Annotated in this window: 22 protein-coding genes and 1 pseudogene; 13 read left to right on the forward strand and 10 right to left on the reverse strand. The window is 69.7% G+C overall.

Going from position 1 to position 22,920, the window contains the following annotated elements; genetic code table 11:
• The first annotated feature begins 93 nt into the window (after positions 1-93).
• From A5697_RS22880 to egtE, 8 genes are all read left to right on the forward strand, one after another.
• Positions 94-492, forward strand: coding sequence for a hypothetical protein (locus A5697_RS22880; RefSeq protein WP_156673414.1), 399 nt, complete (start codon positions 94-96; stop codon positions 490-492).
• A 119-nt stretch (positions 493-611) separates the two neighbouring features.
• Positions 612-2,060, forward strand: coding sequence for a catalase (locus A5697_RS22885; RefSeq protein WP_068012136.1), 1,449 nt, complete (start codon positions 612-614; stop codon positions 2,058-2,060).
• A gap of 38 nt (positions 2,061-2,098) precedes the next feature.
• Positions 2,099-2,746, forward strand: a complete 648-nt coding sequence (locus tag A5697_RS22890) for a sensor domain-containing protein (RefSeq protein WP_156673416.1) — start codon at positions 2,099-2,101, stop codon at positions 2,744-2,746.
• Between the two features lie 165 nt (positions 2,747-2,911).
• Positions 2,912-4,195, forward strand: a complete 1,284-nt coding sequence (gene egtA, locus A5697_RS22895; RefSeq protein ID WP_068012138.1) for an ergothioneine biosynthesis glutamate--cysteine ligase EgtA — start codon at positions 2,912-2,914, stop codon at positions 4,193-4,195.
• Positions 4,196-4,239: 44 nt separating this feature from the next.
• Positions 4,240-5,535, forward strand: coding sequence for an ergothioneine biosynthesis protein EgtB (gene egtB / locus A5697_RS22900; protein ID WP_068012149.1), 1,296 nt, complete (start codon positions 4,240-4,242; stop codon positions 5,533-5,535).
• On the forward strand, positions 5,535-6,248 hold the full coding sequence (egtC, locus tag A5697_RS22905) for an ergothioneine biosynthesis protein EgtC (protein ID WP_068012139.1): 714 nt from the start codon (positions 5,535-5,537) through the stop codon (positions 6,246-6,248). Before egtB ends, egtC begins: the two co-directional genes overlap by 1 nt.
• Positions 6,245-7,210: an L-histidine N(alpha)-methyltransferase gene (gene egtD / locus A5697_RS22910; protein ID WP_068012140.1), complete on the forward strand. Its 966-nt coding sequence runs from the start codon at positions 6,245-6,247 to the stop codon at positions 7,208-7,210. The genes egtC and egtD overlap by 4 nt, the downstream gene beginning before the upstream one ends.
• Positions 7,207-8,355, forward strand: coding sequence for an ergothioneine biosynthesis PLP-dependent enzyme EgtE (gene egtE / locus A5697_RS22915; RefSeq protein ID WP_068012141.1), 1,149 nt, complete (start codon positions 7,207-7,209; stop codon positions 8,353-8,355). Before egtD ends, egtE begins: the two co-directional genes overlap by 4 nt.
• A 42-nt stretch (positions 8,356-8,397) precedes the next feature.
• Here the strand turns inward: egtE and A5697_RS22920 are convergent, their stop codons facing one another.
• Entirely contained in the window at positions 8,398-9,381 is a 984-nt protein-coding gene (locus A5697_RS22920) for a helix-turn-helix transcriptional regulator (protein WP_068012142.1), read from the reverse strand.
• Between the two features lie 151 nt (positions 9,382-9,532).
• Between A5697_RS22920 and A5697_RS28825 the strand changes: the two are divergent.
• Both A5697_RS28825 and A5697_RS28555 read left to right on the forward strand, forming a co-directional pair.
• A pseudogene (locus A5697_RS28825) lies at positions 9,533-10,201 on the forward strand (MFS transporter); the annotation flags it as partial.
• 53 nt (positions 10,202-10,254) lie between these two features.
• Complete coding sequence (locus A5697_RS28555) at positions 10,255-10,647, forward strand: hypothetical protein (RefSeq protein WP_231972151.1); 393 nt, start codon at positions 10,255-10,257, stop codon at positions 10,645-10,647.
• A gap of 58 nt (positions 10,648-10,705) precedes the next feature.
• Here A5697_RS28555 and A5697_RS22930 read toward each other — a convergent pair whose 3' ends face one another.
• Entirely contained in the window at positions 10,706-11,386 is a 681-nt protein-coding gene (locus tag A5697_RS22930) for a class I SAM-dependent methyltransferase (RefSeq protein ID WP_068012143.1), read from the reverse strand.
• Between the two features lie 20 nt (positions 11,387-11,406).
• On the reverse strand, positions 11,407-12,879 hold the full coding sequence (locus A5697_RS22935) for a glutamate--cysteine ligase (protein WP_068012144.1): 1,473 nt from the start codon (positions 12,877-12,879) through the stop codon (positions 11,407-11,409).
• 85 nt (positions 12,880-12,964) lie between these two features.
• On the opposite strand from A5697_RS22935, the gene glpK reads away from it, so the two are divergent.
• Complete coding sequence (glpK, locus tag A5697_RS22940) at positions 12,965-14,491, forward strand: glycerol kinase GlpK (RefSeq protein ID WP_067948930.1); 1,527 nt, start codon at positions 12,965-12,967, stop codon at positions 14,489-14,491.
• Between the two features lie 27 nt (positions 14,492-14,518).
• Here the strand turns inward: glpK and A5697_RS22945 are convergent, their stop codons facing one another.
• Complete coding sequence (locus tag A5697_RS22945) at positions 14,519-15,247, reverse strand: PadR family transcriptional regulator (protein ID WP_068012145.1); 729 nt, start codon at positions 15,245-15,247, stop codon at positions 14,519-14,521.
• A gap of 213 nt (positions 15,248-15,460) precedes the next feature.
• On the opposite strand from A5697_RS22945, the gene A5697_RS22950 reads away from it, so the two are divergent.
• Complete coding sequence (locus A5697_RS22950; protein ID WP_067948926.1) at positions 15,461-15,853, forward strand: hypothetical protein; 393 nt, start codon at positions 15,461-15,463, stop codon at positions 15,851-15,853.
• Here the strand turns inward: A5697_RS22950 and A5697_RS22955 are convergent.
• Complete coding sequence (locus A5697_RS22955) at positions 15,850-16,725, reverse strand: RDD family protein (RefSeq protein ID WP_067948924.1); 876 nt, start codon at positions 16,723-16,725, stop codon at positions 15,850-15,852. The two genes, A5697_RS22950 and A5697_RS22955, sit on opposite strands and share 4 nt — an antisense overlap.
• Before the next feature lie 36 nt (positions 16,726-16,761).
• Here A5697_RS22955 and A5697_RS22960 point away from each other — a divergent pair, with 36 nt between their 5' ends.
• Positions 16,762-17,754, forward strand: coding sequence for a stage II sporulation protein M (locus A5697_RS22960; protein ID WP_068012146.1), 993 nt, complete (start codon positions 16,762-16,764; stop codon positions 17,752-17,754).
• Between the two features lies 1 nt (position 17,755).
• Here the strand turns inward: A5697_RS22960 and A5697_RS22965 are convergent, their stop codons facing one another.
• The 5 genes from A5697_RS22965 to A5697_RS22985 form a co-directional block, all read right to left on the reverse strand.
• Positions 17,756-19,078: a DUF58 domain-containing protein gene (locus A5697_RS22965; protein WP_067948920.1), complete on the reverse strand. Its 1,323-nt coding sequence runs from the start codon at positions 19,076-19,078 to the stop codon at positions 17,756-17,758.
• Positions 19,078-20,055 carry a MoxR family ATPase gene (locus A5697_RS22970; RefSeq protein WP_067948918.1) on the reverse strand — a complete coding sequence of 326 codons (978 nt, stop codon included), beginning with the start codon at positions 20,053-20,055 and terminating at the stop codon, positions 19,078-19,080. The genes A5697_RS22965 and A5697_RS22970 overlap by 1 nt, the downstream gene beginning before the upstream one ends.
• A complete protein-coding gene (locus A5697_RS22975) occupies positions 20,052-21,197 on the reverse strand; it encodes a DUF4350 domain-containing protein (RefSeq protein ID WP_068012150.1) in 1,146 nt (381 codons plus the stop codon). Before A5697_RS22975 ends, A5697_RS22970 begins: the two co-directional genes overlap by 4 nt.
• Positions 21,197-21,850, reverse strand: a complete 654-nt coding sequence (locus A5697_RS22980) for a DUF4129 domain-containing protein (RefSeq protein ID WP_068012147.1) — start codon at positions 21,848-21,850, stop codon at positions 21,197-21,199. The genes A5697_RS22975 and A5697_RS22980 overlap by 1 nt, the downstream gene beginning before the upstream one ends.
• A gap of 14 nt (positions 21,851-21,864) precedes the next feature.
• The coding region (locus A5697_RS22985; RefSeq protein ID WP_231972152.1) for a hypothetical protein at positions 21,865-22,920 on the reverse strand (1,056 nt) is incomplete at its 5' end.

The following is a 22,920-nucleotide window of genomic DNA, read 5'->3' on the forward strand; positions in this document are numbered from 1 at the left end:
TTCATCGCCGTCGCCGGACCGGCTCCCCGTTTGCGCCCGAACCCCGTCGATTCGCGGCGACCCAATCAGCCACCCCCACCACCGCCGGAGCGGATGAAGCCTCCGCGGCTCTACCTGGCCGCGGCGTGGGTGATCATCGTCGCCGGCATCGTCTTCATCATCTCCACCGTGTTCTTCGCCGGCGCGTTCGTCTGGCATCACCAGCACTGCCACCACCACCACGGCCAGATGTTCAAGCCGGGTGGCGGCCCGGGTGGTCCCGGGCCGGGCAACGGCCCGTGGGGACCTGGATACGGCCCCGGACCCTGGGGGTCCGGTGGGCCCGGATCCGCCGGCGGCCCATGGGGTGACGGCGGTCCCGGGTTGATCGTGCCCATGCCCCCCGGCGGTCCGGGCGGCCCCGGCGGGCCGGCCGGCGGACCGGGTGTGAGCGGTCCTGGCGGCCCGCCGCCGGCGAGCGCAACCCCCAGCCCCCCGCCGCGACGGCCCTAGCGGAAGGCCCACGCCGAGGTTTTTCTTGACGTGGTCCAGAAAGAGAGCAGGGTGATTGGTGTGCAGCAATTTTCGTCGCCACAGCCCGGAGTCAGCCCAGCAAACGAGGAGAGAGCGAAATGACGGAACGTTTCACCACCACTGACGCCGGCATCGCTGCGCCCAGCGACGACCAGTCGCTGACGATCGGTCCCGACGGGCCGATCCTGCTGCAGGACCACTACCTGATCGAGCAGATGGCCCAGTTCAACCGGGAGCGCATCCCGGAGCGGCAGCCGCACGCGAAGGGGGGCGGCGCCTTCGGCACCTTCGAAGTCACCAACGACGTCAGCCAATACACCAGGGCCGCGGTCTTCCAGCCCGGCACCAAGACCGACATGCTCGCCAGGTTCTCGACGGTCGCCGGCGAGCGCGGCAGCCCAGACACCTGGCGCGACCCGCGTGGCTTCGCGCTGAAGTTCTACACCAGCGAAGGCAACTTCGACCTGGTCGGCAACAACACGCCGGTGTTCTTCATGCGCGACCCGCTGAAGTTTCAGCACTTCATCCGGTCCCAAAAGCGCATGCAGGCAACGAACTTGCGCGACCACAACATGCAGTGGGACTTCTGGACGCTCTCACCGGAGTCCGCGCACCAGGTGACCTGGCTGATGGGTGATCGCGGCATCCCCAAGACGTGGCGGCACATGAACGGCTACAGCAGCCACACGTACAGCTGGATCAACGCCGCCGGCGAGATCTTCTGGGTGAAGTACCACTTCATCACCGACCAGGGCATCGACTTCCTGACCCAGGAGGACGCCGACCGGCTGGCCGGCGAGGACGGCGACTACCACCAGCGCGACCTGTACGACGCGATCGAGGGCGGGGATCACCCGAGTTGGACGCTGAAGATGCAGATCATGCCGTACGAGGAGGCCCGCAACTACCGGTTCAACCCGTTCGACCTGACCAAGGTGTGGCCGCACGGCGACTACCCGCTGATCGACGTCGGCAAGATGACGCTGAACCGCAACGTCACCGACTACCACACCGAGATCGAGCAGGCCGCCTTCGAGCCGAACAACACCGTGCCCGGCACCGGGCTCAGCCCCGACAAGATGCTGCAGGCCCGCGGGTTCTCCTACTCCGACGCGCACCGCGCCAGGCTGGGGACCAACTATCGGCAGATCCCCGTCAACACGCCGAAGGTCGAGGTGAACAGCTACTCGAAGGACGGCGCGATGCGGATGAATAACGTCTCCGACCCCGTGTATGCGCCCAACTCCTACGGCGGGCCGCACGCCGACCCGGCGCGTGCCGCCGAGGTGCGCTGGCACGCCGACGGCGACATGGTCCGCGCCGCCTACACGCTGCACGCCGAGGACGACGACTGGGGACAGGCGGGCACCATGGTCCGCGACGTCCTCGACGACGAGGCCCGGGACCGGCTGGCGCACAACATCATTGGCCACGTCTCCAAGGGCGTGAAGGAGCCGGTGCTCTCGCGGGTGTTCGAGTACTGGCGCAACGTCGATCCCGACCTCGGCAAGAAGGTCGAAGAGGGCGTCCGGGCAAACGGGGGCTGACCTCGTGCCGGGGTGGCTGGCATGATCGCTTCATGACCATGCGGGCTCGCGCGGCCGTCGTCACCCTCGGCCTGGGGGTCGGCGGTGCGGTCGCACTTCCGGTTGCGGCCGCGCACCCCTCCGACCCGGGGGTGGTGAATTACGCGGTCCTGGGCAAGGGGTCGGTCGGCAACATCGTCGGCGGCCCCATGGGCTGGGAGTCGGTGTTCACCCGGCCGGTGCAGGGCGATTGGGTGGACGTCCCGGTGTGCAACAACTGGGCCGACATCGGCCTGCCCGAGGTGTACGACGACCCAGACCTGGCGTCGTTCAACGGTGCCGTCACCCAGACATCGGCCACCGACCAAACCCACTTCGTGAAGCAGGCCGTCGGGGTGTTTGCCACCAACGACGCCGCCGACCGCGCCTTCCATCGGGTGGTGGATCGGACGGTGGGTTGCTCGGGCCAGACCACCCCGATGCACCTGGACAACGGGGTCACGCAGGTGTGGTCGTTCGATGGCGGGCCGCCCGGCGCGGCCGACGCGAACTGGACCAAGCAAGAGGCCGGCACCGATCGGCGGTGCTTCAATCAAACCAGGCTGCGTGAAAATGTGTTGTTGCAGGCCAAGGTCTGCCAGTCTGGCAACGCCGGGCCGGCGGTCAACGTCCTGGCTGGGGCGATGCAGAATGCGCTAGGACAGTGAGCCGGGTTCGGGACCGCATCGGGCATGCTTGAAATTGCGCGCGAACGGGAATATGTCGGGGCCATCTGCTAGATGAAGTAGTGGCGGTAACCGTTCCGTTGGCTGTGTCGGGAAGCGGTCCGCAGGCGCGTGCTCGAGCTTGCCAAGGCCCGAAGGGATAGTGATATGACGTTTGCCGCTATCACTACCGCCGGCTCCGAGCTGGCCAGTCCCGAGATGGCCGATTCCAAAGCCGCCGCCCGCTACATCGCCGACGGTTGCTTGGTGGACGCCCCGCTGGGGCGCGTGGGTCTGGAACTGGAAGCGCACTGCCACGACCCGTCCGACCCCCATCGCCGGCCCGGTTGGCAGGAGATCGCCGACGTTCTGGAGGCCTTGCCCGAGCTGCCGGGCGGCAGCCGGGTCACGGTGGAACCCGGCGGCGCGGTGGAGCTGTCCGGCCCGCCGGCCGACGGGGTGACGGCCGCCATCGCCGCGATGCGGCGCGACCAGGCCGTGCTGCGGTCGGCGTTCGTCGATGCCGGCCTGGGCCTGGTCTTCCTCGGGGCGGATCCGCTGCGGCCGCCCAAGCGCATCAACCCGGGCGCGCGTTACCGAGCAATGGAGCAGTTCTTCGCGTCCAGCCGCTCGGGCGAGGCGGGTGCGGCGATGATGACGTCCACCGCGTCCATCCAGGTCAACCTTGACGCCGGGCCGCAGTCCGGCTGGGCGGACCGGGTGCGGCTGGCGCATGCCCTCGGGCCCACCATGATCGCAATGGCGGCGAACTCACCGATGCTGCGCGGCGAGTTCACCGGCTGGGCCTCCACCCGGCAGTGGGTGTGGGGGCAGATGGACTCGGCGCGGTGCGGACCCATCCTGGGCGCCAGCGGCGACGACCCCGGCACCGACTGGGCGCGCTACGCGCTCAAGGCGCCGGTGATGCTGGTGCACACCCCGGACGCCGCGGCGGTCACGCACTGGGTGCCCTTCGCCGACTGGGTGGACGGACGGGTGTTGCTCGGCGGTCGCCGCCCCACCCTCGCCGACCTCGAATACCACCTGACGACGCTGTTCCCGCCGGTGCGCCCGAGGCAGTGGCTGGAGATCCGCTATCTCGATAGCGTGCCGGACGACTTCTGGCCGGCCGTGGTGTTCACCCTGGTGGCCCTGCTCGACGACCCGGTCGCGGCCGACACCGCGGCCGAGGCGGTCGAGCCGGTGGCCACCGCCTGGGACACGGCGGCTCAGGCGGGACTACGTGACCGGCGGCTGTACGCCGCGGCCAACAAGTGCGTGGCCGTCGCCGCTCAGCTGGCGCCGCCCGAACTCGGCGATTCGATGCAGCGGCTGGTCGACGCCGTCGAGCGGGGCCGATGTCCCGGCGACGACTTCTCCGACCAGGTGATCCGACAGGGCATCGCGGCCACGGTCGCCGAGGCGGCGCGCCGCCCGCAAGGGGGGCTGTGACTTCCGCCAATGATTCCGACCCGCTGCGCCCGCTTGCGCCGCGCTTGGGATCGTCATGCCGGGCAAGTCTCGCCGACGATTTGGCGCGGGCGCGGACGCGGACGTTGCGGCTGGTCGAGTTCGACGACGCCGAGCTGTACCGGCAGTACGACCCCCTGATGAGCCCGCTGGTGTGGGACCTGGCGCACATCGGTCAGCAAGAGGAGTTCTGGCTGTTGCGCGGCGGTGACCCCGCCCGGCCCGGCATGCTGCCGCCGGCGGTCGAGGGCCTCTACGACGCCTTCGTGCACTCCCGCGCCAGCCGCGTCGAGCTGCCGCTGCTGTCGCCGGACCGTGCGCGGGCGTATTGCCGCACAGTGCGGTCCGCCGCCCTCGACGCCCTCGACGCCCTGCCGGAGGACAGTGACGACTTCGCGTTCGCGTTGGTGATCAGCCACGAAAACCAACACGACGAAACCATGCTGCAGGCGCTCAACCTGCGCACCGGGGCTCCGCTGCTGCGCGACCATGCGGCGCTGCCGGCCGGCCGGCCGGGGCTGGCCGGCACCTCCGTTCTGGTGCCCGCCGGCCCTTTCGTGCTGGGCGTGGACGCCGCGAGTGAACCGTATTCGCTGGACAACGAGCGGCCCGCCCACATCGTCGAGCTGCCCGCGTTCCGGATCGGCCGGGTGCCGGTCACGAACGGCGAATGGCGGCACTTCATCGAAGACGGCGGCTACCTGCAGCCGCGCTGGTGGTCCGAGCGTGGTTGGGAGCATCGCCGGCGCGCGGGCCTGACCGCGCCACAGTTCTGGAGCCCCGACGCGCGAACACGCACCCGGTTCGGCCGCGTCGAAGACATCCCCGCCGACGAGCCGGTGCAGCACGTCTCCTACTTCGAGGCCGAGGCCTACGCGGCCTGGGCCGGCGCGCGGCTGCCCACCGAGGTGGAATGGGAGAAGGCCTGCGCATGGGATCCGGCTACCGACAGCCGCCGTCGCTACCCGTGGGGAGCGCAGCCGCCCTCCGACGACCTCGCCAACCTGGGCGGAACCTCGTTGCGTCCGGCACCCGTAGGGGCCTACCCGGCCGGCGCCTCGGCGTATGGGGCGGAACAGATGCTCGGCGACGTGTGGGAGTGGACCACTTCGCCACTGCGGCCCTGGCCCGGATTCGTTCCGATGATCTACGAGCGCTACTCGCAGCCGTTCTTCGACGGCGACTACCGGGTGCTGCGCGGCGGCTCGTGGGCCGTGGCGCCCGCTATCCTGCGGCCGAGCTTCCGCAACTGGGACCACCCGATCCGGCGCCAGATCTTCTCCGGCGTCCGGTTGGCTTGGGACGTCGAGGATTTCACCTGATGTGCCGTCACCTCGGCTGGCTCGGGGCCGACGTCACCGTGTCCTCGCTGGTGCTGGACCCGCTGCACGGCCTGCGGGTGCAGTCGTATGCGCCGCGCCGGCAGAAGCACGGCCTGCTCAACGCCGACGGTTGGGGCGTCGGGTTTTTCGATGATTCCCCTGGAGGGCAAGTGCCCCGCCGCTGGCGTAGCAGTGCGCCGCTGTGGGGTGACACGTCGTTCGACTCCGTCGCACCGGCGCTGCGCAGCCGCTGCGTGGTTGCCGCGGTACGCTCGGCGACGGTCGGCATGCCGATCGATGTCAGCGCGACGGCGCCGTTCACCGACGGCCAGTGGATGTTGTCGCACAACGGCGTCGTTGACCGTGCCGTGTTGCCCCTCAGCTCGCGGGCCGAATCCGTCTGTGACAGTGCGTTGCTCGCCGCTGTCATCTTCGAGCGCGGCCTCGCCGCGCTCGGCGAGACCATCACCGAGGTCGCGGCGGCTGACCCCGACGCCCGACTGAACATATTGGCAGCCAACGGTTCTCGCCTGTTGGCGACCACCTGGGGTGACACGTTGTCCATCCTGCGGCGTGCGGACGGGATTGTTCTGGCCAGCGAGCCATACGACAACCACCCCGGCTGGGAGGACGTGCCGGACCGCCACCTCGTCGAGGTCACCGCGGCGGGCGTCGCGCTGACCCCACTGGATCACTCGGAAGGTTATCGATGACGCTGACACTGTCCAACCACCTGGCCGCCGACTCCGCCGATCAAGCGTTGCGCCGAGATGTGTTCGACGGCCTGCAGCAGACGCCGAAGTCGTTGCCGCCCAAGTGGTTCTACGATTCGCTGGGCAGTCACCTGTTCGATCAGATCACCCGGTTGCCCGAATACTATCCGACCCGCGCGGAGGCCGAGATCCTGCGCGCGCGGTCGGCCGAAGTCGCGGAGGCCAGCGAGGCCGACACCCTGGTGGAGTTGGGCAGTGGGACGTCGGAGAAGACCCGGCTGCTGCTCGACGCGCTGCGTGAACGCGGATCGCTGCGCAGATTCGTACCGTTCGATGTCGATGCCGGCATACTGTCGACGGCCGCGGCGGCGATCCAGCAGGAATACGCCGGCGTCGAAATCAATGCGGTCTGCGGCGATTTCGAGGAACACCTGACCGAGATCCCAGCCGGCGGGCGGCGCCTGTTCGTTTTCCTTGGGTCGACGATCGGCAACCTGACACCCGGACCGCGCACGGCGTTCCTGTCGAGCCTGTCCGCCCAAATGCGCCCGGGCGACAGCCTGCTGCTCGGCACGGACCTGATCAAGGACACCGGTCGGCTGGTGCGCGCCTATGACGACTCGGCCGGGGTGACGGCGGCGTTCAATCGCAATGTGCTGGCGGTGATCAACCGGCAACTCGACGCCGATTTCGACGTCGAGGCGTTCCAGCACGTGGCGCGCTGGAACGCCGAGGAGGAACGCATCGAAATGTGGTTGCGCGCCAGCCGCCCGCAGCGGGTCCGCGTCGACGCGCTCGATCTGACCGTCGATTTCGTGGCCGACGAGGAGATGCTCACCGAGGTGTCGTGCAAGTTCCGCCCGGACGGGGTGCGCGCCGAATTGGCCAGCGTGGGACTGCGCCGCACCCGGTTCTGGACGGACGCCGCGGGTGATTTCGGGTTGTCGTTGGCCGTGAAGTGACGGCCGCGGGTTCGCTTGCGGACCGCTGGCGGGCGACCCGCCCGCCCGTGGCCGGGCTGCACCTGGACAGCGCGGCGTGTTCGCGGCAGAGCCTCGCGGTGATCGAGGCCGCCGCCCTGCACGCGCGCAACGAGTCCGAAATCGGCGGCTACGTCGCGGCCGAGGCCGCCGCGCCCGCGCTGGACGCCGGGCGGGTTGCGTTCGCCGCGCTGGCCGGCATGCCCGACGCCGAGGTGGTGTTCACCACCGGCTCCCTGAACGCGCTCGATCTGCTGCTCGGCGGCTGGCCGGCCGACCGGCGCACCGTGGCGTGCCTGCCCGGCGAATACGGCCCCAACCTGGCGCTCTTCGCTGCCCACGGCTTCGATCGCCAGCTGCTGCCGACCCTCGAGGATGGCCGCGTCGCGCTCGACGACGCGGCGCTGGCACTCGAGGCCGACCCGCCCGATCTGGTCCACCTCACCGCGGTCGGCAGCCACAGCGGCGTGGTGCAACCGCTGTCGATGATCGCGCAGCTCTGCCGCGAGCTGGGGCTGCCGCTCGTCGTCGACGCCGCCCAGGCGCTGGGCCAGGTGGATTGCGCGGTCGGCGCCGACGTGACCTATGCGTCGTCGCGCAAGTGGATCGCGGGGCCGCGCGGCGTCGGGGCGCTCGCGGTGCGACGCGAGCTGATGGAGGGCTTGCGCCCGCGGCTGGCGCCGCCGGACTGGCTCGCGGGCTCGTTCACGGTCGCCCAGCAACTCGAATTCGGTGAAGCCAATATAGCCGCGCGCGTTGGCTTTTCGCTGGCACTGGGAGAGCACCTGGCGTACGGGCCACCCGCCGTGCGCGCACGGCTGGCCGAGCTGGGCGCCACCAGCCGCCGGGCGCTGGCCGACGTGGCCGGCTGGGCGGTGGTCGAGGAGGTCGAGGAGCCCAGCGCCATCACCACCCTGGCCCCGGTCGACGGCGCCGATCCGCAAGCGGTGCGGGCGTGGCTGCTCGCCGAGCGGCGGATCCTGACCACCTTCGTCGGCGTACAGCGGGCGCCGCTGCGACTGGCCGGTCCGGTGCTGCGGATCTCGCCGCACGTCGACACCACCGCCGAGGATCTGCAGACCTTCGCCGAGGCGCTGATCGCCGCGACGGCGGCGACGTCGGGTTGAGCCTCAGCCCACCTTGTGCGCCGAGTTCGCGGGCTTGCCCGGTCAGTTCTCCTCGAGGAGTTCCAGAAGCCGGTGTCCTCGCTCGGTGAGCCGGTAGATGACGTTGCGTCCGACTCTGGTTCCGACGATCGTTCCGGCATCGCGCAATACGGCGAGGTGGCTGCTCACGGTGCCCAGGGATAGGCCGAGGGTGCGTGCGAGTTGGGTGCTCGTGGCAGGGGTTTGCAGTTGCCTGGCGATGCGGGACCGACCAGGCCCGAGGAGGGTCGAGAGGGCGTCGGTGCGATCGGCGCCGGGGGTGGCCGGCTTGGCGTGTGGCCCGTGGGCGCAGTAGACCAGGGCGTAGCGCGGGGGCTGTTCACACGTCCACCAGCCCCCGGTTGTGGTCCGTGGGACGAAGATCAGCCCCTCGTCGATAGTGCGGTCCGGCCAGTGCTGACTGCTGAAACGAATTGCGTTGTCGCCAACCCAGATTGAGCGCTGCTTCATCGTCTCGACGGTATGCTTCCACCCGTAAGCGGACAGTAGCCCCGCGCGGTACATGATGTCGCGTTCGAGAACGGCACGACGACGCGGCCAGTCCGGCTCGACGAATTGCTGCCAGCCCTGCTCGAACACCTCCGCGGTGCGGACCGCGAGGTTCTCGCGGCGGAGCCAGTCGAGTTGATGGGTCTTCCAACTCGCAGCCGCAGCGGCACGCACACCCGCGCGGATCTGGTCGTCGCTGAAGGCGGTCATCGCACCGAGTTCGTCGGCCAGCCGGGTGTGGACGCCGTGCTCAGGCGGCAACGCCACGATGTCGGGAAGCCGTTTGGTAGTGGCGATCAGCGGCAATAACGCGTTAGCCACGGGATTTGCGCCCAGCCAGCGGCGATAGGCCGGCTGATGTTCGGCGTACCAGCGGGCCAAGGCGGCGTCGGCGCATCGGCGCTGCAAGGTGATCAGCACGCCCACCGTCTCGGCCAGCGGCGAGATGGCGAACCGGCAGTGCGCCAGTGCATGGGGGCTGAGCTTGAGAAGTGTCATATCCTTGCGCCATTTATCGTAGAGATGGCGACGCTACCGTGCCGCTGCCCATGCTGTCTCTCCTATGGCACTCTCGCCGGCACGAAAGACAGCCCACACACCGTTCGGTCGCTTCTTGTTGGGCAGGGCGGTCTCGCTGGCCGGTAGTGCGATGACACCGGTCGCGCTGAGCCTGGCGGTGCTGCAGGCGTCGCATCGTCTGAGCGACCTTGGGGTGGTGTTGGCCGCTCAGGTCACCGCGCAGCTGAGTTTGCTGTTGGTGGGCGGTGTATTCGGTGACCGCTGGCCGCGCCGCACCCTTCTGATAGGGACGAATCTGGGAGCAGGCCTCACCCAAGGTGCCGTTGCCGCCGTGTTGCTGAGCGGCAACTACCAACTGCCACTGGTGGCTTGCCTGCAATTCGCCAACGGCGCACTGGAGGCCTTCGCGTCGCCCGCGCTGCGAGGCATCGTGCCGGAACTGGCCGAAACCTCGCAACTGCCGCGGGCCAACGCCGCACTGGCCACCGTAAAGAACCTCACGAAGGTTCTTGGGCCGGCCATCTCCGGCGTGCTCGTCGCTGCGGGCGGCGGCGGGATCGCCGTGGCCGTCGACGCCGCCAGTTTCCTGGTCGCCGCCGCGATCTTGGCTGGGCTGCCCCGGATCTCCGCACCCGCGCGCCCCGCGGGAAGCGGAGTGTTGACCGATATCCGCCGCGGTTGGCACACATTTCGGTCAACGCGATGGCTTTGGTCGACCAGCTGCTCCTTCGCGGTCATCAACCTGATCGGGACCGGAACGTGGCAGGTGTTGGGTCCCGAGATCACCACGGCGTCGACGAGTGCACCCGTTTGGGGTATGGCTTTGAGTGCGCGCGCTATCGGCGCCCTCGCATGGGGGTGCTGCTGTATCGCCATGCCCCTCAACGGTTTTTGGGCACCGGCCAGCTCATCGCGGCCTTGGGCGCGTCCGGGCTGCTGGGCTTGGGCCTCGACCTGCCGGCTCCGTGGTTCATGCTGGCGGCGTTCATTTCCGGGCTGGGCTTCTCCGCGCCGTCGATAGCGTGGGATACCTGCGTGCATCAACACGTGCCCCGGCACGAGCTGTCGCGCATTTCGGCATACAACGATCTGCTGTCGTACACATGCGTGCCCGTCGGACAACTACTCGTCGGACCTGCCGCGGCGTGGTTGGGGCCGGCCAGCGTTGCGCTCTACGCGGGAATCGGCTTCGTGGTGGCAGCGATCGCCCCGCTCAGCAGCCGCTCCGTCCGCCAACTGGCGTAGCAGCCTGTACTTCGTGAACCCGCGTGGTCGCCGCGGCGGCGGTGACGTCTGACGAGCCTCAGCCCGATTTGTGCGCCGCCAGCAGGTAGGCCGGCATCTTCATCCGGCCCTTCTCATCGCGGTCGTGCGGTGGAAATTCGAAGGGCGCGTTGGGGATTTCGACGACGTTGGACAGGATGAAGGCCGGCCGGATCTCGTCGACTACCCAGTACTTGCTCACCGCGGCGCGCAGTTCGTCCTCGTCGACCTCGTTGGGCTTCGGTTCCATCTCGGCGGGGAAGGCGCCCTTGGCGAACACCAGCACGAACAGGTTGGCGCCCGGCGCGGCCGCGCGGTGGACGGAGCTCAGGTAGCCGTCGCGGCCCTCGACCGGCAGCGAGTGAAACAGCGTGGAGTCGACGACGGTGGAGAACCGGCCGTCATAACCACCGAACGAGGTGATGTCGGCCTGCACGAAGCTGGCCGTCGTCAACCCGCGCTCCTGGGCCGCCTTGGTGGCCGCCGCGATGGCGGTCGGCGTGAGGTCGACACCGACGACCGTGTGGCCCTGGGCTGCCAACGCCAACGAAAGTTCGGCGAACCCACAGCCGGCGTCGAGCACGTCGCTGCGGAATTTCCCGGCCGCGGCCAATGCGGCCAGTTCGGGTTGCGGCTCACCGATGTTCCACGGCGGCGGACCCTCGAAGTGCGCCTGCTCGCGGTATGCGCTGTCCCAGTCCATAACGTGATCGCCCGTCATGGTTTTCAACGTACCCGCGGTCAAGACTCCCAGGTGTGCACCGGCTCGTTGGCGTGCATGTGGTCGCAGTACCGGCGCAGCATCTCGGCCAGCGCGGCCGGCCGGGTCATCCCGCCGTCCTCGAGCGCGCGCACGGTGGATACCTGCCAGCTGGCGCCGTTGCGGCCCGACCTGGCGCGGCCCTCGATGACGCCGAGGAACCGGTCCCGCACCTCGGCGTCCATCCCCCACCGGCGCAGTCCCTCGTCGGCGATCGGCAGCAACGTATCCAGCACCAGCGCGGTCGCCGCCACCTCACCCAGGCCCGGCCAATGCAGCCGGGCGTCGATGCCGCGGCGCGCCGCCTCGAGGAAATTCCCCTGTGCCGCAGCGAAGTCCATGCGGGACCACAGGGGCTGTTCGTCCTCGGAGAGGCTGCGCAGCACGCCGTAGAAGAAGGCCGAATTGGCCACCATGTCCACGACGGTCGGCCCGGCCGGCAGCACCCGGTTCTCCAGCCGCAGGTGCGGGCGCCCGTCGACGACGTCATAGACCGGCCGGTTCCACCGGTACACCGTGCCGCTGTGCAGCCGCAGCTCGGAGAGTTGCGGTGCGCGCCCGGCGGCCAGCTCGGCGGCCGGATCCTCGTCGGAGACCTCGGGCAGCAGGGACGGGAAGTAGCGGATGTTCTCTTGGTACAGGTCGAGCACCGAGCTGATCCACCCTTCGCCGAACCACACCCGCGGCCGCACGCCCTGGGACTTGAGCTTTTCGGGCCTGGTGTCGGTGGACTGGGTGAACAGCTCGATGCGGGTCTCGGCCCACAACTGGTGGCCGAAGAAGTACGGCGAGTTGGCGCCCAGCGCCAGCTGCGGGCCGGCCACCACCTGGGCGACATTCCAGTTGGCGGCGAACGTTTCCGGCGCCACCTGCAGGTGCAATTGGATGCTGGTGCAAGCGGATTCGGGCGCAATCGACACGGCCTGCCAGTTCAGCGGCTCGGGACCGGAGATGTTGATCGGGATGTCCTCGCCGCGGGCGGTGAAGATCGAGTCATTGAGCGCCGCGTACCGCCTCGAGTCGCTCATCCACCCGGTGGTCAGATGTTCGGGCATCAGCGTGGGCAGGATCCCGATCATCACGATGTGCGCGCCGCCCGCGCCGGCCTTGATCTCGGCGTCGTTCAGACTTGCCCGCACCTCGCCTTCCAGGTCGAGCGCGGTGCGTCCGGGCAGGGCATGCGGCGGCACGTTGAATTCGATGTTGTAGGCGCCCAATTCCGGCTGGAACGCCGGATCCCCGATGGCGTCCAGCACGTCGCGGTTGGACATCGCCGGCTGGTAGTCGGCGTCGACGAGGTTGCACTCGATCTCCATGCCGGTCAGCGGCTTGGCCGAGTCAAAGCGCGACTGTTCCAGCATCGCCTCGAACACGTCCAGGCACACCTGAAGCTTGCGCCCGTATTCCCGCCGATGTGCGCTGGTGTACGTGGTGCGCTTGACCTCTTCGCCCACACCGCCGATGGAACAGGGTTACCGGCGGTAACGCAAGCTACGCGGTGAGCTTGTCGAGTTCACCCGGGCATGATGGACTCCTGACGTGTCCGAGTCCGCTGAGTTCGTAGCCGCCATCGACCAGGGAACCACCAGCACTCGCTGCATGATCTTCGATCATGACGGTGCCGAAGTGGCTCGCCATCAACTCGAGCACGAACAAATCCTGCCCCGCGCCGGCTGGGTCGAGCATGACCCGGTCGAAATCTGGGAGCGTACGTCGTCGGTCCTGATGTCGGTGCTCAACCGTGCCAACTTGACCGCCAAAAACCTTGCTGCGCTTGGCATAACGAATCAGCGCGAAACCACATTGGTGTGGAATCGGCGCACCGGGCGGCCCTACTACAACGCGATCGTCTGGCAGGACACCCGCACCGACCGCATCGCGTCGGCGCTGGAACGAGACGGCCGCGGCGAGGTGATCCGCCGCAAGGCGGGCCTGCCGCCTGCGACGTATTTCTCCGGCGGCAAACTGCAGTGGATCCTGGAGAACGTCGACGGGGTGCGCGAGGCGGCCGAGAGCGGTGACGCCCTGTTCGGCACGCCGGACACCTGGGTGTTGTGGCACCTGACCGGAGGCCCGCGCGGCGGCGTGCACGTCACCGATGTGACCAATGCCAGCCGGACCATGCTGATGGATCTGGAAACGCTCGACTGGGACGACGAGCTGTTGTCGTTCTTTGGCATCCCGCGGGCGATGCTGCCGGCGATCGCACCGTCGTCGTCGCCACAACCGTACGGCGTCTCCGCGCAGGCGGGGCCGGTCGGCGGCGAGGTGCCGGTCACGGGGGTTCTCGGCGACCAGCACGCGGCGATGGTGGGGCAGGTGTGCCTGTCGGAGGGCGAGGCGAAGAACACCTACGGCACCGGGAACTTCCTGCTGCTCAATACCGGCGAGACGATCGTTCGGTCGAAGAACGGCCTGCTGACCACCGTCTGCTACCAGTTCGGTGACGCGAAACCCGTTTACGCCCTTGAGGGTTCGATCGCGGTCACCGGCGCTGCGGTGCAGTGGCTGCGCGACCAGTTGGGCATCATCAGCGGCGCGGCGCAAAGCGAGTCGCTGGCGCGCCAGGTCGCCGACAACGGCGGAGTGTATTTCGTCCCGGCGTTTTCCGGGCTGTTCGCGCCCTATTGGCGATCGGATGCCCGCGGCGCGATCGTCGGGCTCTCGCGGTTCAACACCAACGCGCACCTGGCCCGCGCGACGCTGGAGGCGATCTGCTACCAGAGCCGCGACGTGGTGGACGCGATGGCGGCGGATTCCGGTGTGCGCCTTGAGGTGTTGAAGGTCGACGGCGGCGTCACCGGCAACGACCTGTGCATGCAGATTCAGGCCGATGTGCTCGGCGTCGACGTGGTGCGTCCGGTGGTCGCCGAGACGACCGCGCTGGGCGCGGCCTACGCGGCGGGTTTGGCGGTGGGGTTTTGGGCCGACCCGTCCGACCTGCGGGCCAACTGGCACGAGGACAAGCGCTGGACGCCGGCTTGGACCGACGAGCAGCGCGCCGCCGGGTACGCGGGTTGGCGCAAGGCGGTGCAGCGGACCCTGGACTGGGTCGACGTGACCTGATCCAGGGTCCGCTGTGCCTGTCAGCGCTCAGTCTTCGCCGAGGATGCCGTAGACCTCACGCCGCGCGTTGTTGAGGATTTCGACGATGCGCTGCTGCTGCTCGGCGGTTGCGGTGTGCGCGGATTGCGCGACCGCGCCGAACAGCTGGCCGATGGCCGCCCGCAGGTTCATGTGACCCGGGTCGGCGCCTTCGGTGATCTCGTCCCACGGCGGAGTCTCGACCTTTTCGGCCGCCGCGCGGCCCTCGTCGGTCAGCTCGAAGAGCTTCTTGCTGCCTTCGCTTTCGCTGGCCGTGATCAGGCCCTCGTCGGTCAACAGCTGCAGCGTCGGATAGACCGAACCGGGGCTGGGCTTCCAGAGCCCGTTGCTGCGTTCGGCGATTTGCTGGATCATCTCGTAGCCGTGCATGGGGCGCTCGGCCAGCAGCGCCAGGATGGCCGCGCGGACGTCGCCGCGCTTACCGCGACCCGGGCCGCCGCGACGCCATCCGCCACGTCGGCCGCCCGGCCCGAAGCCGAAACCCGGACCGAAGCCGGGTCCAAATCCAGGTCCGAAGCCGGGGCCGAACCCCGGGCCGAAGCCGGGCCCGAAGCCCGGCCCGTCGTGGCCGGGCCCGTGCTCGCGGAGGTGTTCGAAGAACTCCTGGCGAGCCCGTCGCCTTGCGCCGTGCAGGGCACGCCGTTGCGTGTCGGGGCCGAAGCCGAAACCGGGACGGCCGGCGAACGGAACGCCGGCGGGGGTGAATGGGTTGTTCATCTCTGTTTCCTTACGTCTGTTTGGGAAGCGCACCGTGCGCTTCGAGGTATAACGATATATCGGAAAGTATCGCGATGCAACGGGGCATTTGGCAGGCGGTGCTCAGCCGCCGCCGGTAGGGCCCGCGACCTCCGGTTTTGGGTGCCGGCGGGCCCGCGGATCGGATGCCCGGGCCCGGTTTGCACTCGCCGGGCGACGGGTAGGACCTCTGGGATGAACGCTGATAACTCCAACCTGACGGTGGGTGGCGGGACCTCGACCGCGGCAGGCCCGGGGCAGGGTGGCAGCGGAGGCGGGCGCAACGTGTGGCCGTGGGTGAATTGGGGGTTGGCGCTGGCCACGGTGCCCGCCGCCGCCATCGTCATGCTGTTCGCGCTCGGCGCGGTGATGAGTACCGACGGCTGCAGCGACCGCAGTTGCCCCAACCTGGGCCACGGCGGGATCGATTTCGGGGTCGCGTTCTACGGCGCGCCCGCCGTCGCGGTCGTCGTGATCGTCATCTCCCTTTTCACCGCGAAGCGCCGCGGCGGCATCGCCGTTCCGCTGTGCGGTTGGGCGCTGTTGATCGCCGACGTCGCCCTCATGGCGGCCAGCGTCTCCGGTTAACCGGGCGGCGCGAACCCGCCCGGCTCAGGATGCGGCGGACCTTGCTGGGGTGCACCCGGGTCCGGCCACGGGACCGCCTGCCGTGGTGGCGCGGGCCAGGCCGGCCACGGCGGGGCGCCTGCCGGCGGCGTGGCCGGGCGAAGCCTCGCCAGTTCGCGGCGGTGCCGTTCGGCGAGCACGGCGGCGAGCACCAGCTCCGGCGGCGCGCCGGGAGGGGGTGGCGGGGCGATGCGGGACACCACGTCACCGGCGATGCGGTAAGCCATCTGCAGCCGTAGCTGCGGATCGAGTTGCGTTGCCCGCGAGAGGAATTGCCGTGCCACCTCGGCCTGGCCGGGGGACAGGCCGGAAAGCTGCAACGACGAGGCCCACCAGGCCAGCGAGGGCGGCATCACCGGCGGGGGGCCAAGCCGGGGGCCGCGCTCGTTCACGACGACGGTGCCGGCGAAGATGTCGCCGACCCGCTTGGCCTTCGGTGACAGGATGCTGCAGATGACGGCGGGGCTCCCGAACAGCATCCAGATCTCCACCACCGCCGCGAGGGCCCGAAACAGGGCCTGCCGGAAGCGTTCTGGCCCGCCGTCGTCGGACACCACGCGCAGACCCATCGCGATCTTGCCCACCGAGCGTCCGCGCGTTGCCGTTTCGAGCACCACCGGATAGCCGACGATCACCACGACGGTGAAGATGAGCAGGATGGCGGTGCTCAGCGCGGTGTCGAACTCGGTCAGTGTGGCGGCCCACAACATCAGCCCGAGCAGATAGCACACGACGATCACGGCGATATCGATCAGTGCGCTCACGGCCCGCACCGGCAACTGGGCGATCTGCACGTCGAGCACGACGGCGTCGCCGGTCACCACCTCCGACATAACACCGAACGGTACAGGGCGATTAGGCTGCGCAGGGTGGACGTCGACGCATTCGTGCTGGCCCATCGCGGTACGTGGGACCGCCTCGACCGGCTGGTCGCGAGGCGTCGCTCGCTGACCGGCGCCGAAGTCGACGAGCTCGTCGAGCTGTACCAACGGGTGTCCACCCACCTGTCGATGCTGCGCTCGGCCTCGTCGGACTCGCTGTTGATCGGTCGACTCTCGAGCCTCGTCGCGCGCGCCCGTTCCGTGGTGACCGGCGCCCACGCGCCGTTGAGCGGTACGTTCGCCCGGTTCTGGACGGTGTCGTTCCCGGTGGTCGCCTACCGGTCGTGGCGGTGGTGGCTGGGCACCGCGGTGGCGTTCTTCGCCGTGGTGATCGTGATGGCGTTCTGGGTGGCAGGCAATCCCGAGGTGCAGTCGGCCGCCGGAACCCCAAGCGACATCGAGCAATTGGTCAACCACGACGTCGCCTCCTACTACAGCGAGCATCCCGCCGCGGCGTTCGCCCTGCAAATCTGGGTGAACAACTCCTGGGTCGCCGCGCAGTGCATCGCGTTGTCCGTTCTGCTGGGACTGCCGATCCCGATCGTGCTGTTCCAGAACGCGGCCAACCTAGGCCTGATCTCCGGGCTGATGTTTCAGGCCGGCAAGGGCGGTGTGCTGCTCGGGTTGCTGATTCCGCACGGGCTGCTGGAGCTGACGGCGGTGTTCCTGGCGGGGGCGGCGGGGATGCGGCTGGGGTGGTCGGTGATCTCGCCCGGCGACCGGCCCCGCGGGCAAGTGCTCGCCGAACAGGGGCGCGCCGTCGTGTCGGTCGCGATCGGTCTGGTGGGCGTGTTGTTGGTCTCGGGGTTGATCGAGGCGTTGGTGACGCCGTCGCCGCTGCCGACCTTCGTCCGGGTCGGCATCGGGATCATCGCCGAGGCGGCGTTTTTGGCCTACATCGGGTATTTCGGTCGCCGCGCGGCGAAGGCCGGGGAGACCGGCGACATCGAGGACGCGCCCGACGTGATCCCCACCGGCTGAGCTACAGCCGACCGGTGGCCTTCATCGCCAGGTAGTGGTCGGCCAGGGCGGGGGCAAGGTCGGTGGGCGGGGCATCGACGACCTCCACCCCGCTGCGGCGCAGGCGGGTGGCGATCGCGCGGCGGTCGTTACGCGATCGCTCGGCGGCCGCCGCGTCGTAGACGGCGGCCGGGTCGGAACGCCCGGCGGCCAGTTGGTCGACTCGCGGGTCGGCGACCGCGGCCACCATCAGGTGGTGTTTGGCCGACAACTGGGGCAGCACCGGCAGCAAGCCCTCGTCGAGCGCCGTCGCGTTGAGGTCGGTCAGCAGCACCACCAGTGATCGCCGGCGTGCCCGCCGCGCAATGGCGGAAACCATTGCGGTCCAATCGGGTTCGAGCAGCGCGGGTTGCAGGGGGGCCATCGCCTCGACCAGGTGGGCGAGCAGTTCGGTGCGCGACGCCCCGAAGACGCCGGCGCGGCTGACCCGGTCGTGCGCGAGGAAGTCGACGTGATCGCCGGCCCGCGACGCGAGCGCCGCCAGCAGCAGCGCGGCGTCCATGGACCAGTCCAGCCGGGGCCACCCCGCGGGATCGGCGGCCGTCGGGTCGACACCCACCCGGCCCGCCGAGGTGCGCCCGGTGTCGAGCACGATCACCACCCGCCTGTCGCGTTCGGGGCGCCAGGTGCGGACGACGACGTCGGCGCGACGCGCGGTGGCGCGCCAGTCGATCGACCGCACGTCGTCACCGACGACATATTCACGCAGCGAATCGAATTCGGTTCCCTGGCCGCGGATCAGCGTGGGCAGCAGCCCGTCGATCTCGCGGAGCTTGGCCAGCCGGGCCGGCAGGTGCTTGCGGGACAGGAACGGCGGCAGCACCCGCAGCAGGCCCGGAACCGCCTGCGACCCTTGCCGTCCCGCCAGTCCCAGCGGCCCGATGGACCGGGCGGTGACCACCGCGGCCCGTTGCTCGCCGCGGCGGACCGGCCGCAGCTGGGACTGAATGTGCTGATGCTGCCCGGCGGGGATGTTCACGGGATGGATGCGCGGTCGCGCGCCGGCGCTGGGCGGCCACGCGTCGCGAACCTGGCCGCGGAACCGCCGCCGGCCGTCGTTGTGGATCAGCAACCCGACGTCCACCTGCTGCGCGAGCCGGGCGGAGCGATCCGGGGAACGGATGTAGCGCAACCTGCGGGTGCTGGCCGCCAGCCCGATGTCCACGGCCACCACGATCGCCAGCGTGACCGCCAGCGCGACGAAAGTGTCTGCCGGCCAAGGCGACAGCGCGATGGGCAGGACGCAAATCAGCGCGACCAGCCCGGTGCGTCCGGTCAGGACCACTAGCGGGGCACCGGAACCGAGGCCAAAATGCCGTCGAGCACGCCGTCGGGTGTGGCCCCTTCGAGCTCGGCCTCCGGGCGCAGCATCACCCGGTGCCGCAGCGTCGGGCGTGCCATGGCCTTCACGTCGTCGGGGGTGACGTAGTTGCGGCCGGACAGCCAGGCCCAGGAACGCGCCGTGGCCAGTAGTGCGGTGGCCCCGCGCGGCGATACGCCCAGCTGCAGCGCGGGCGAGGAGCGGGTGGCCCCGACGGTGTCGACGATGTATCCAAGGACCTCGTCGGCGACCAGCACGTGTCGCACGGCGTCGCGCCCGGCCGCCAATTCGGCGGCCCCGGCCACCGGTTTGATCGCCGACAGGTCGCGGGGGTCGAAGCCGTGCGCGTGCCGGGCGAGGATGGCGATCTCCGAATCGCGCGGCGGCAGAGTCACATTCAGCTTGAGCAGGAATCGATCCAGCTGGGCTTCGGGCAGCTGGTAAGTGCCCTCGTATTCGACCGGGTTCTGGGTCGCGGCGACGATGAACGGATCGGGCAGCGGCTGGGCGACGCCTTCCACGCTGACCTGGCGCTCCTCCATCGCCTCGAGCAGCGCGGCCTGGGTTTTCGGCGGGGTCCGGTTGATCTCGTCGGCCAGCAGCAGATTGGTGAACACCGGGCCGGGCCGGAACTCGAATGCGGCGGTGCGTGCGTCGTACACCAGCGAGCCCGTCACGTCGCCGGGCATCAGGTCGGGGGTGAACTGCACCCGCTTGAACTCCAGTTGCAGCGCGGCCGCCAGCGCGCGCACCAGCAGCGTCTTCGCCACTCCCGGAACGCCTTCCAGCAGCACGTGACCGCGGCACAGCAGCGCGATCACCAGGCCGCTGACCACCCCCTCCTGTCCGACGACGGCCTTGGCGAGCTCGGTGCGCAACGCCAGCAGCGCATCTCGCGCCGATTCAGCGGTGGGGGTCGAGGCGGTAGATGGTTGCGTCACGTCCGTGTGACCTGCCTTTCGATGTCGTCGAGCGCACGGGCAAGTTGTAGCAGGTCGTGGTCGGTCGCCGGGGGCGGCCCGAACAGCTGGTAGGAGACGAATGCCGGGTCGGCCCCGCTGCGTCCGGCCACCGCGGCCGCCACCGCCGGCGGGGGCGCCCCGATGCTCAGACCCAGCCGGGGCACCAGCCGCTGCAGCGTGGCGGTGCGCAGCGCCGCGGCGGCGCGGTCGCGCGCCCGGCGGGAACGGTACAGCCGGCCGCGGCCCTCGACGGTCTCCGAAGCGCGCACCACGACGGGCAGCTCCTCGGCGACCAGCGGGCCGGGCCGCCGGCCCCGCCACAGGGCGACCAGCAGCACAACCAGGCAGAGCTGCCAGACGATCCAGGTCACGTTCTGCGGGATCAGGTCGCCAATCGAACCGGGCGGCGGTGATTCGCCCTCGACCCGGTGGGGCGCGTACCAGATCAACCGGGGCCGGGCGCCCGCCAGGTTCATCGCCAGCGCGGCGTTACCCGCCTGCAGCAGGGCGCCGTTGGTCAGGAAATCGGTGCTGCCCACCGCCGTGATCGTCCGCCCGCCGTCCCGGAAGCGAATCAACGCACCGTCGTAGCAGCGGGTCATCGGCCGGCCGTCGGTGGCGCGGTAGGTGTCGCTGGGCCCGAATCGCACCGGGCCGGCCCGGGTGGCCTCGCGCAGTGTGCAGTCGGGATCGGTGTCGAACGCGCCGGCCGCCGAGACGCGCAGGCCGGGCAGGAATGCCTCGCGGGTGCGCGCCGTCGGCTCCACCAGCAGCAGATCGCCGGGCGCCTTCGCCAGCCGGTCCAGCAGCGGGGCGGTCAGGTATTGGCTTTGCGCCACCAGGATCAGCGCGTCCGGCCGCGCCGCCCGTTCCACGTCGGCGATGCCGTCGGCGACGCCATCGTCGACGCCGCCGCCGCGCAGGAGTGCCACCAGCGCATGGGTGCCGTCGGGACCCGTCGATGCCGGATCCATGCGAGCGCCGGGTCGCGGCGCGGTGAGGTAGGCGTCGACGCCGGCGATGACGGCGAGCACGATCAGGGTGACGATGACCCAGCGCCAGGAACGCCAGCGCTGCATCGGCGTCGGGCCGGTGGCTTCGGGACGTTGGATTGTCGCCATCACCGCACCTGCGCCCACGAGTCGGAGGCGGCGGGCTGCGCCGGTCCCGCGGGTAAGGCCGCCGAGCGGGACCGCAGGTGGTCGTCGAGGTCGGCGATCATCTGGTACGCGGCCTGGGTTCCGGGTTGTTCGCCGTAGGTGACGTCATTGAAAGCCGTTGCGGCCTGCGATAATTCGCCGGCAAGGTGGGGCAGCGCGGCGCCGGCGTCGGAGGCCAGTTCGTTGGCGGTACGCCCGGGCGCCGGGTTCAGCACGCCGGTCTCCTCGAGCTGGCGGGCGACGGCCCGCAGTCGATGACGAATCGCCGCGGCCCACTCGCCTTGCGCCGCATAGCTTTCGGCGGTCGCACGATGCTGGGCCGCGGTGAGCAGCGCGGCTTCGAACAACTGGTAGTCGCCGCCACGCTTGGTGCGCATGGTGCGCCGCGCGATGTGGATGGCGACCGCCAGCGCGATCCCCAGCATGATGAAAAGCACCGTCGCCGTGAGCCATCCACCCGGCAGCGAGGCCGTCTTCTGCAGCAGCCGATAGATCGTCTCGTTCAGCCATTCGGCTAGCTGTTGCTCGGCCGATCCCTTGGAGTAGATCGGCTTGTTGAGCTCGTCCTGGGCGGCCTGGTGCGCGGCATCGCGGTCGATGTCGATGGAGGGCACGGTTGCACTCGTCCTCAGGCCGGCCGCGTCAGCCAGAGGTTGTCGGTGGAGCCGGCCACGTACGGTCCGCCGGCGGCGCCGGTCTGCAGGACCAGATCGAAGGCCTCGGCGCGCATCCGGCGATCGGTGTAGAGCAGCGCGATGACGCCCGCGTTGAAAGGCGCGGTGATGATCTCGCCGATCGCCGCGCCCACCGACGCGACCACGGTGCTGATGAGGAAAGCCGCGGTGGACGAGGTGATCACAAAGAACTGGCTGACGATGTTGAACGGCACGGCGACCGCGCCACCGACGACGGACGTCACCACGAGCGTCAGCAGCCGGATGCCCAGCACTCGCCAGAATCCGCCGCGGACCAGCGCGAACGATCGGGTGATGGCGTCGAGAACCGGCAGCCGCTCCAGCACGATCAGCACGGGTGCAAACAACACCACCGTGTACAGGTACACCAGCAACGCGATCACGGCCAGCGCGAGGGGCAGGCCCAGCACGACCGCCACCGCGGGGTTGCCGATAGCCGCCAGCACCGCGACGATCACCGCCGCCAGGCCGGCGACAACCGCCATCACCGCGCCTTCGAGCACCGCGAGACCGAACAACGGCACCAGGCGGCCCCGGATCTTGGCCCACGTCTCTGCGATGGTGATCGGCGACCCGAACACCGCCCGCCCGACGATGACGGTGAGCATTCCGGACAACAGCATGCCGCCCAGCCAGGCGACGACCACGCCGGCGCCCATCGACGTCAGCCACGCGCCCACGACCCCGGTGGTCAGCTCCTTGGCGTGGTCGGTCGTCAACCTGCCGTAGGCCGCCAACGGTCCGAAAACGGCGGCCTTCGTGACGATTTGGATGAACACCACCACGATGGCGGTCAAGCCCAAAGCCGCCTTCGGATTGGCGCGGACGTAGCCGACCGCGCCGTTGAAGATGTCGCCAAGCGTCAGCGGTCGCAGCGGGATGATGCCGGGTTTGACCGCTCCCGGAATTAGTTGCGGCGGACCGTTCGGACACCGGGCGTGTGGCGCGACACCGCGGAGATCGACGTCGCCCTGCGCTCGGCGGGCACG

Source organism: Mycobacterium sp. E3251, from assembly GCF_001666835.1.
In the GTDB taxonomy this organism is placed as follows: domain Bacteria; phylum Actinomycetota; class Actinomycetes; order Mycobacteriales; family Mycobacteriaceae; genus Mycobacterium.

Coding starts and splice junctions, on each gene's coding strand:
- egtA (WP_068012138.1), top strand. CDS start 2,912: ATGACGTTTGCCGCTATCACTACCGCCGGCTCCGAGCTGGCCAGTCCC.
- A5697_RS28555 (WP_231972151.1), top strand. CDS start 10,255: ATGGGGGTGCTGCTGTATCGCCATGCCCCTCAACGGTTTTTGGGCACC.
- A5697_RS22945 (WP_068012145.1), bottom strand. CDS start 15,247: ATGAACAACCCATTCACCCCCGCCGGCGTTCCGTTCGCCGGCCGTCCC.
- A5697_RS22890 (WP_156673416.1), top strand. CDS start 2,099: ATGCGGGCTCGCGCGGCCGTCGTCACCCTCGGCCTGGGGGTCGGCGGT.
- A5697_RS22880 (WP_156673414.1), top strand. CDS start 94: ATGAAGCCTCCGCGGCTCTACCTGGCCGCGGCGTGGGTGATCATCGTC.
- A5697_RS22885 (WP_068012136.1), top strand. CDS start 612: ATGACGGAACGTTTCACCACCACTGACGCCGGCATCGCTGCGCCCAGC.
- egtC (WP_068012139.1), top strand. CDS start 5,535: ATGTGCCGTCACCTCGGCTGGCTCGGGGCCGACGTCACCGTGTCCTCG.
- A5697_RS22955 (WP_067948924.1), bottom strand. CDS start 16,725: ATGTCGGAGGTGGTGACCGGCGACGCCGTCGTGCTCGACGTGCAGATC.
- A5697_RS22950 (WP_067948926.1), top strand. CDS start 15,461: ATGAACGCTGATAACTCCAACCTGACGGTGGGTGGCGGGACCTCGACC.
- A5697_RS22920 (WP_068012142.1), bottom strand. CDS start 9,381: ATGACACTTCTCAAGCTCAGCCCCCATGCACTGGCGCACTGCCGGTTC.
- A5697_RS22975 (WP_068012150.1), bottom strand. CDS start 21,197: ATGGCGACAATCCAACGTCCCGAAGCCACCGGCCCGACGCCGATGCAG.
- egtD (WP_068012140.1), top strand. CDS start 6,245: ATGACGCTGACACTGTCCAACCACCTGGCCGCCGACTCCGCCGATCAA.
- A5697_RS22930 (WP_068012143.1), bottom strand. CDS start 11,386: ATGACGGGCGATCACGTTATGGACTGGGACAGCGCATACCGCGAGCAG.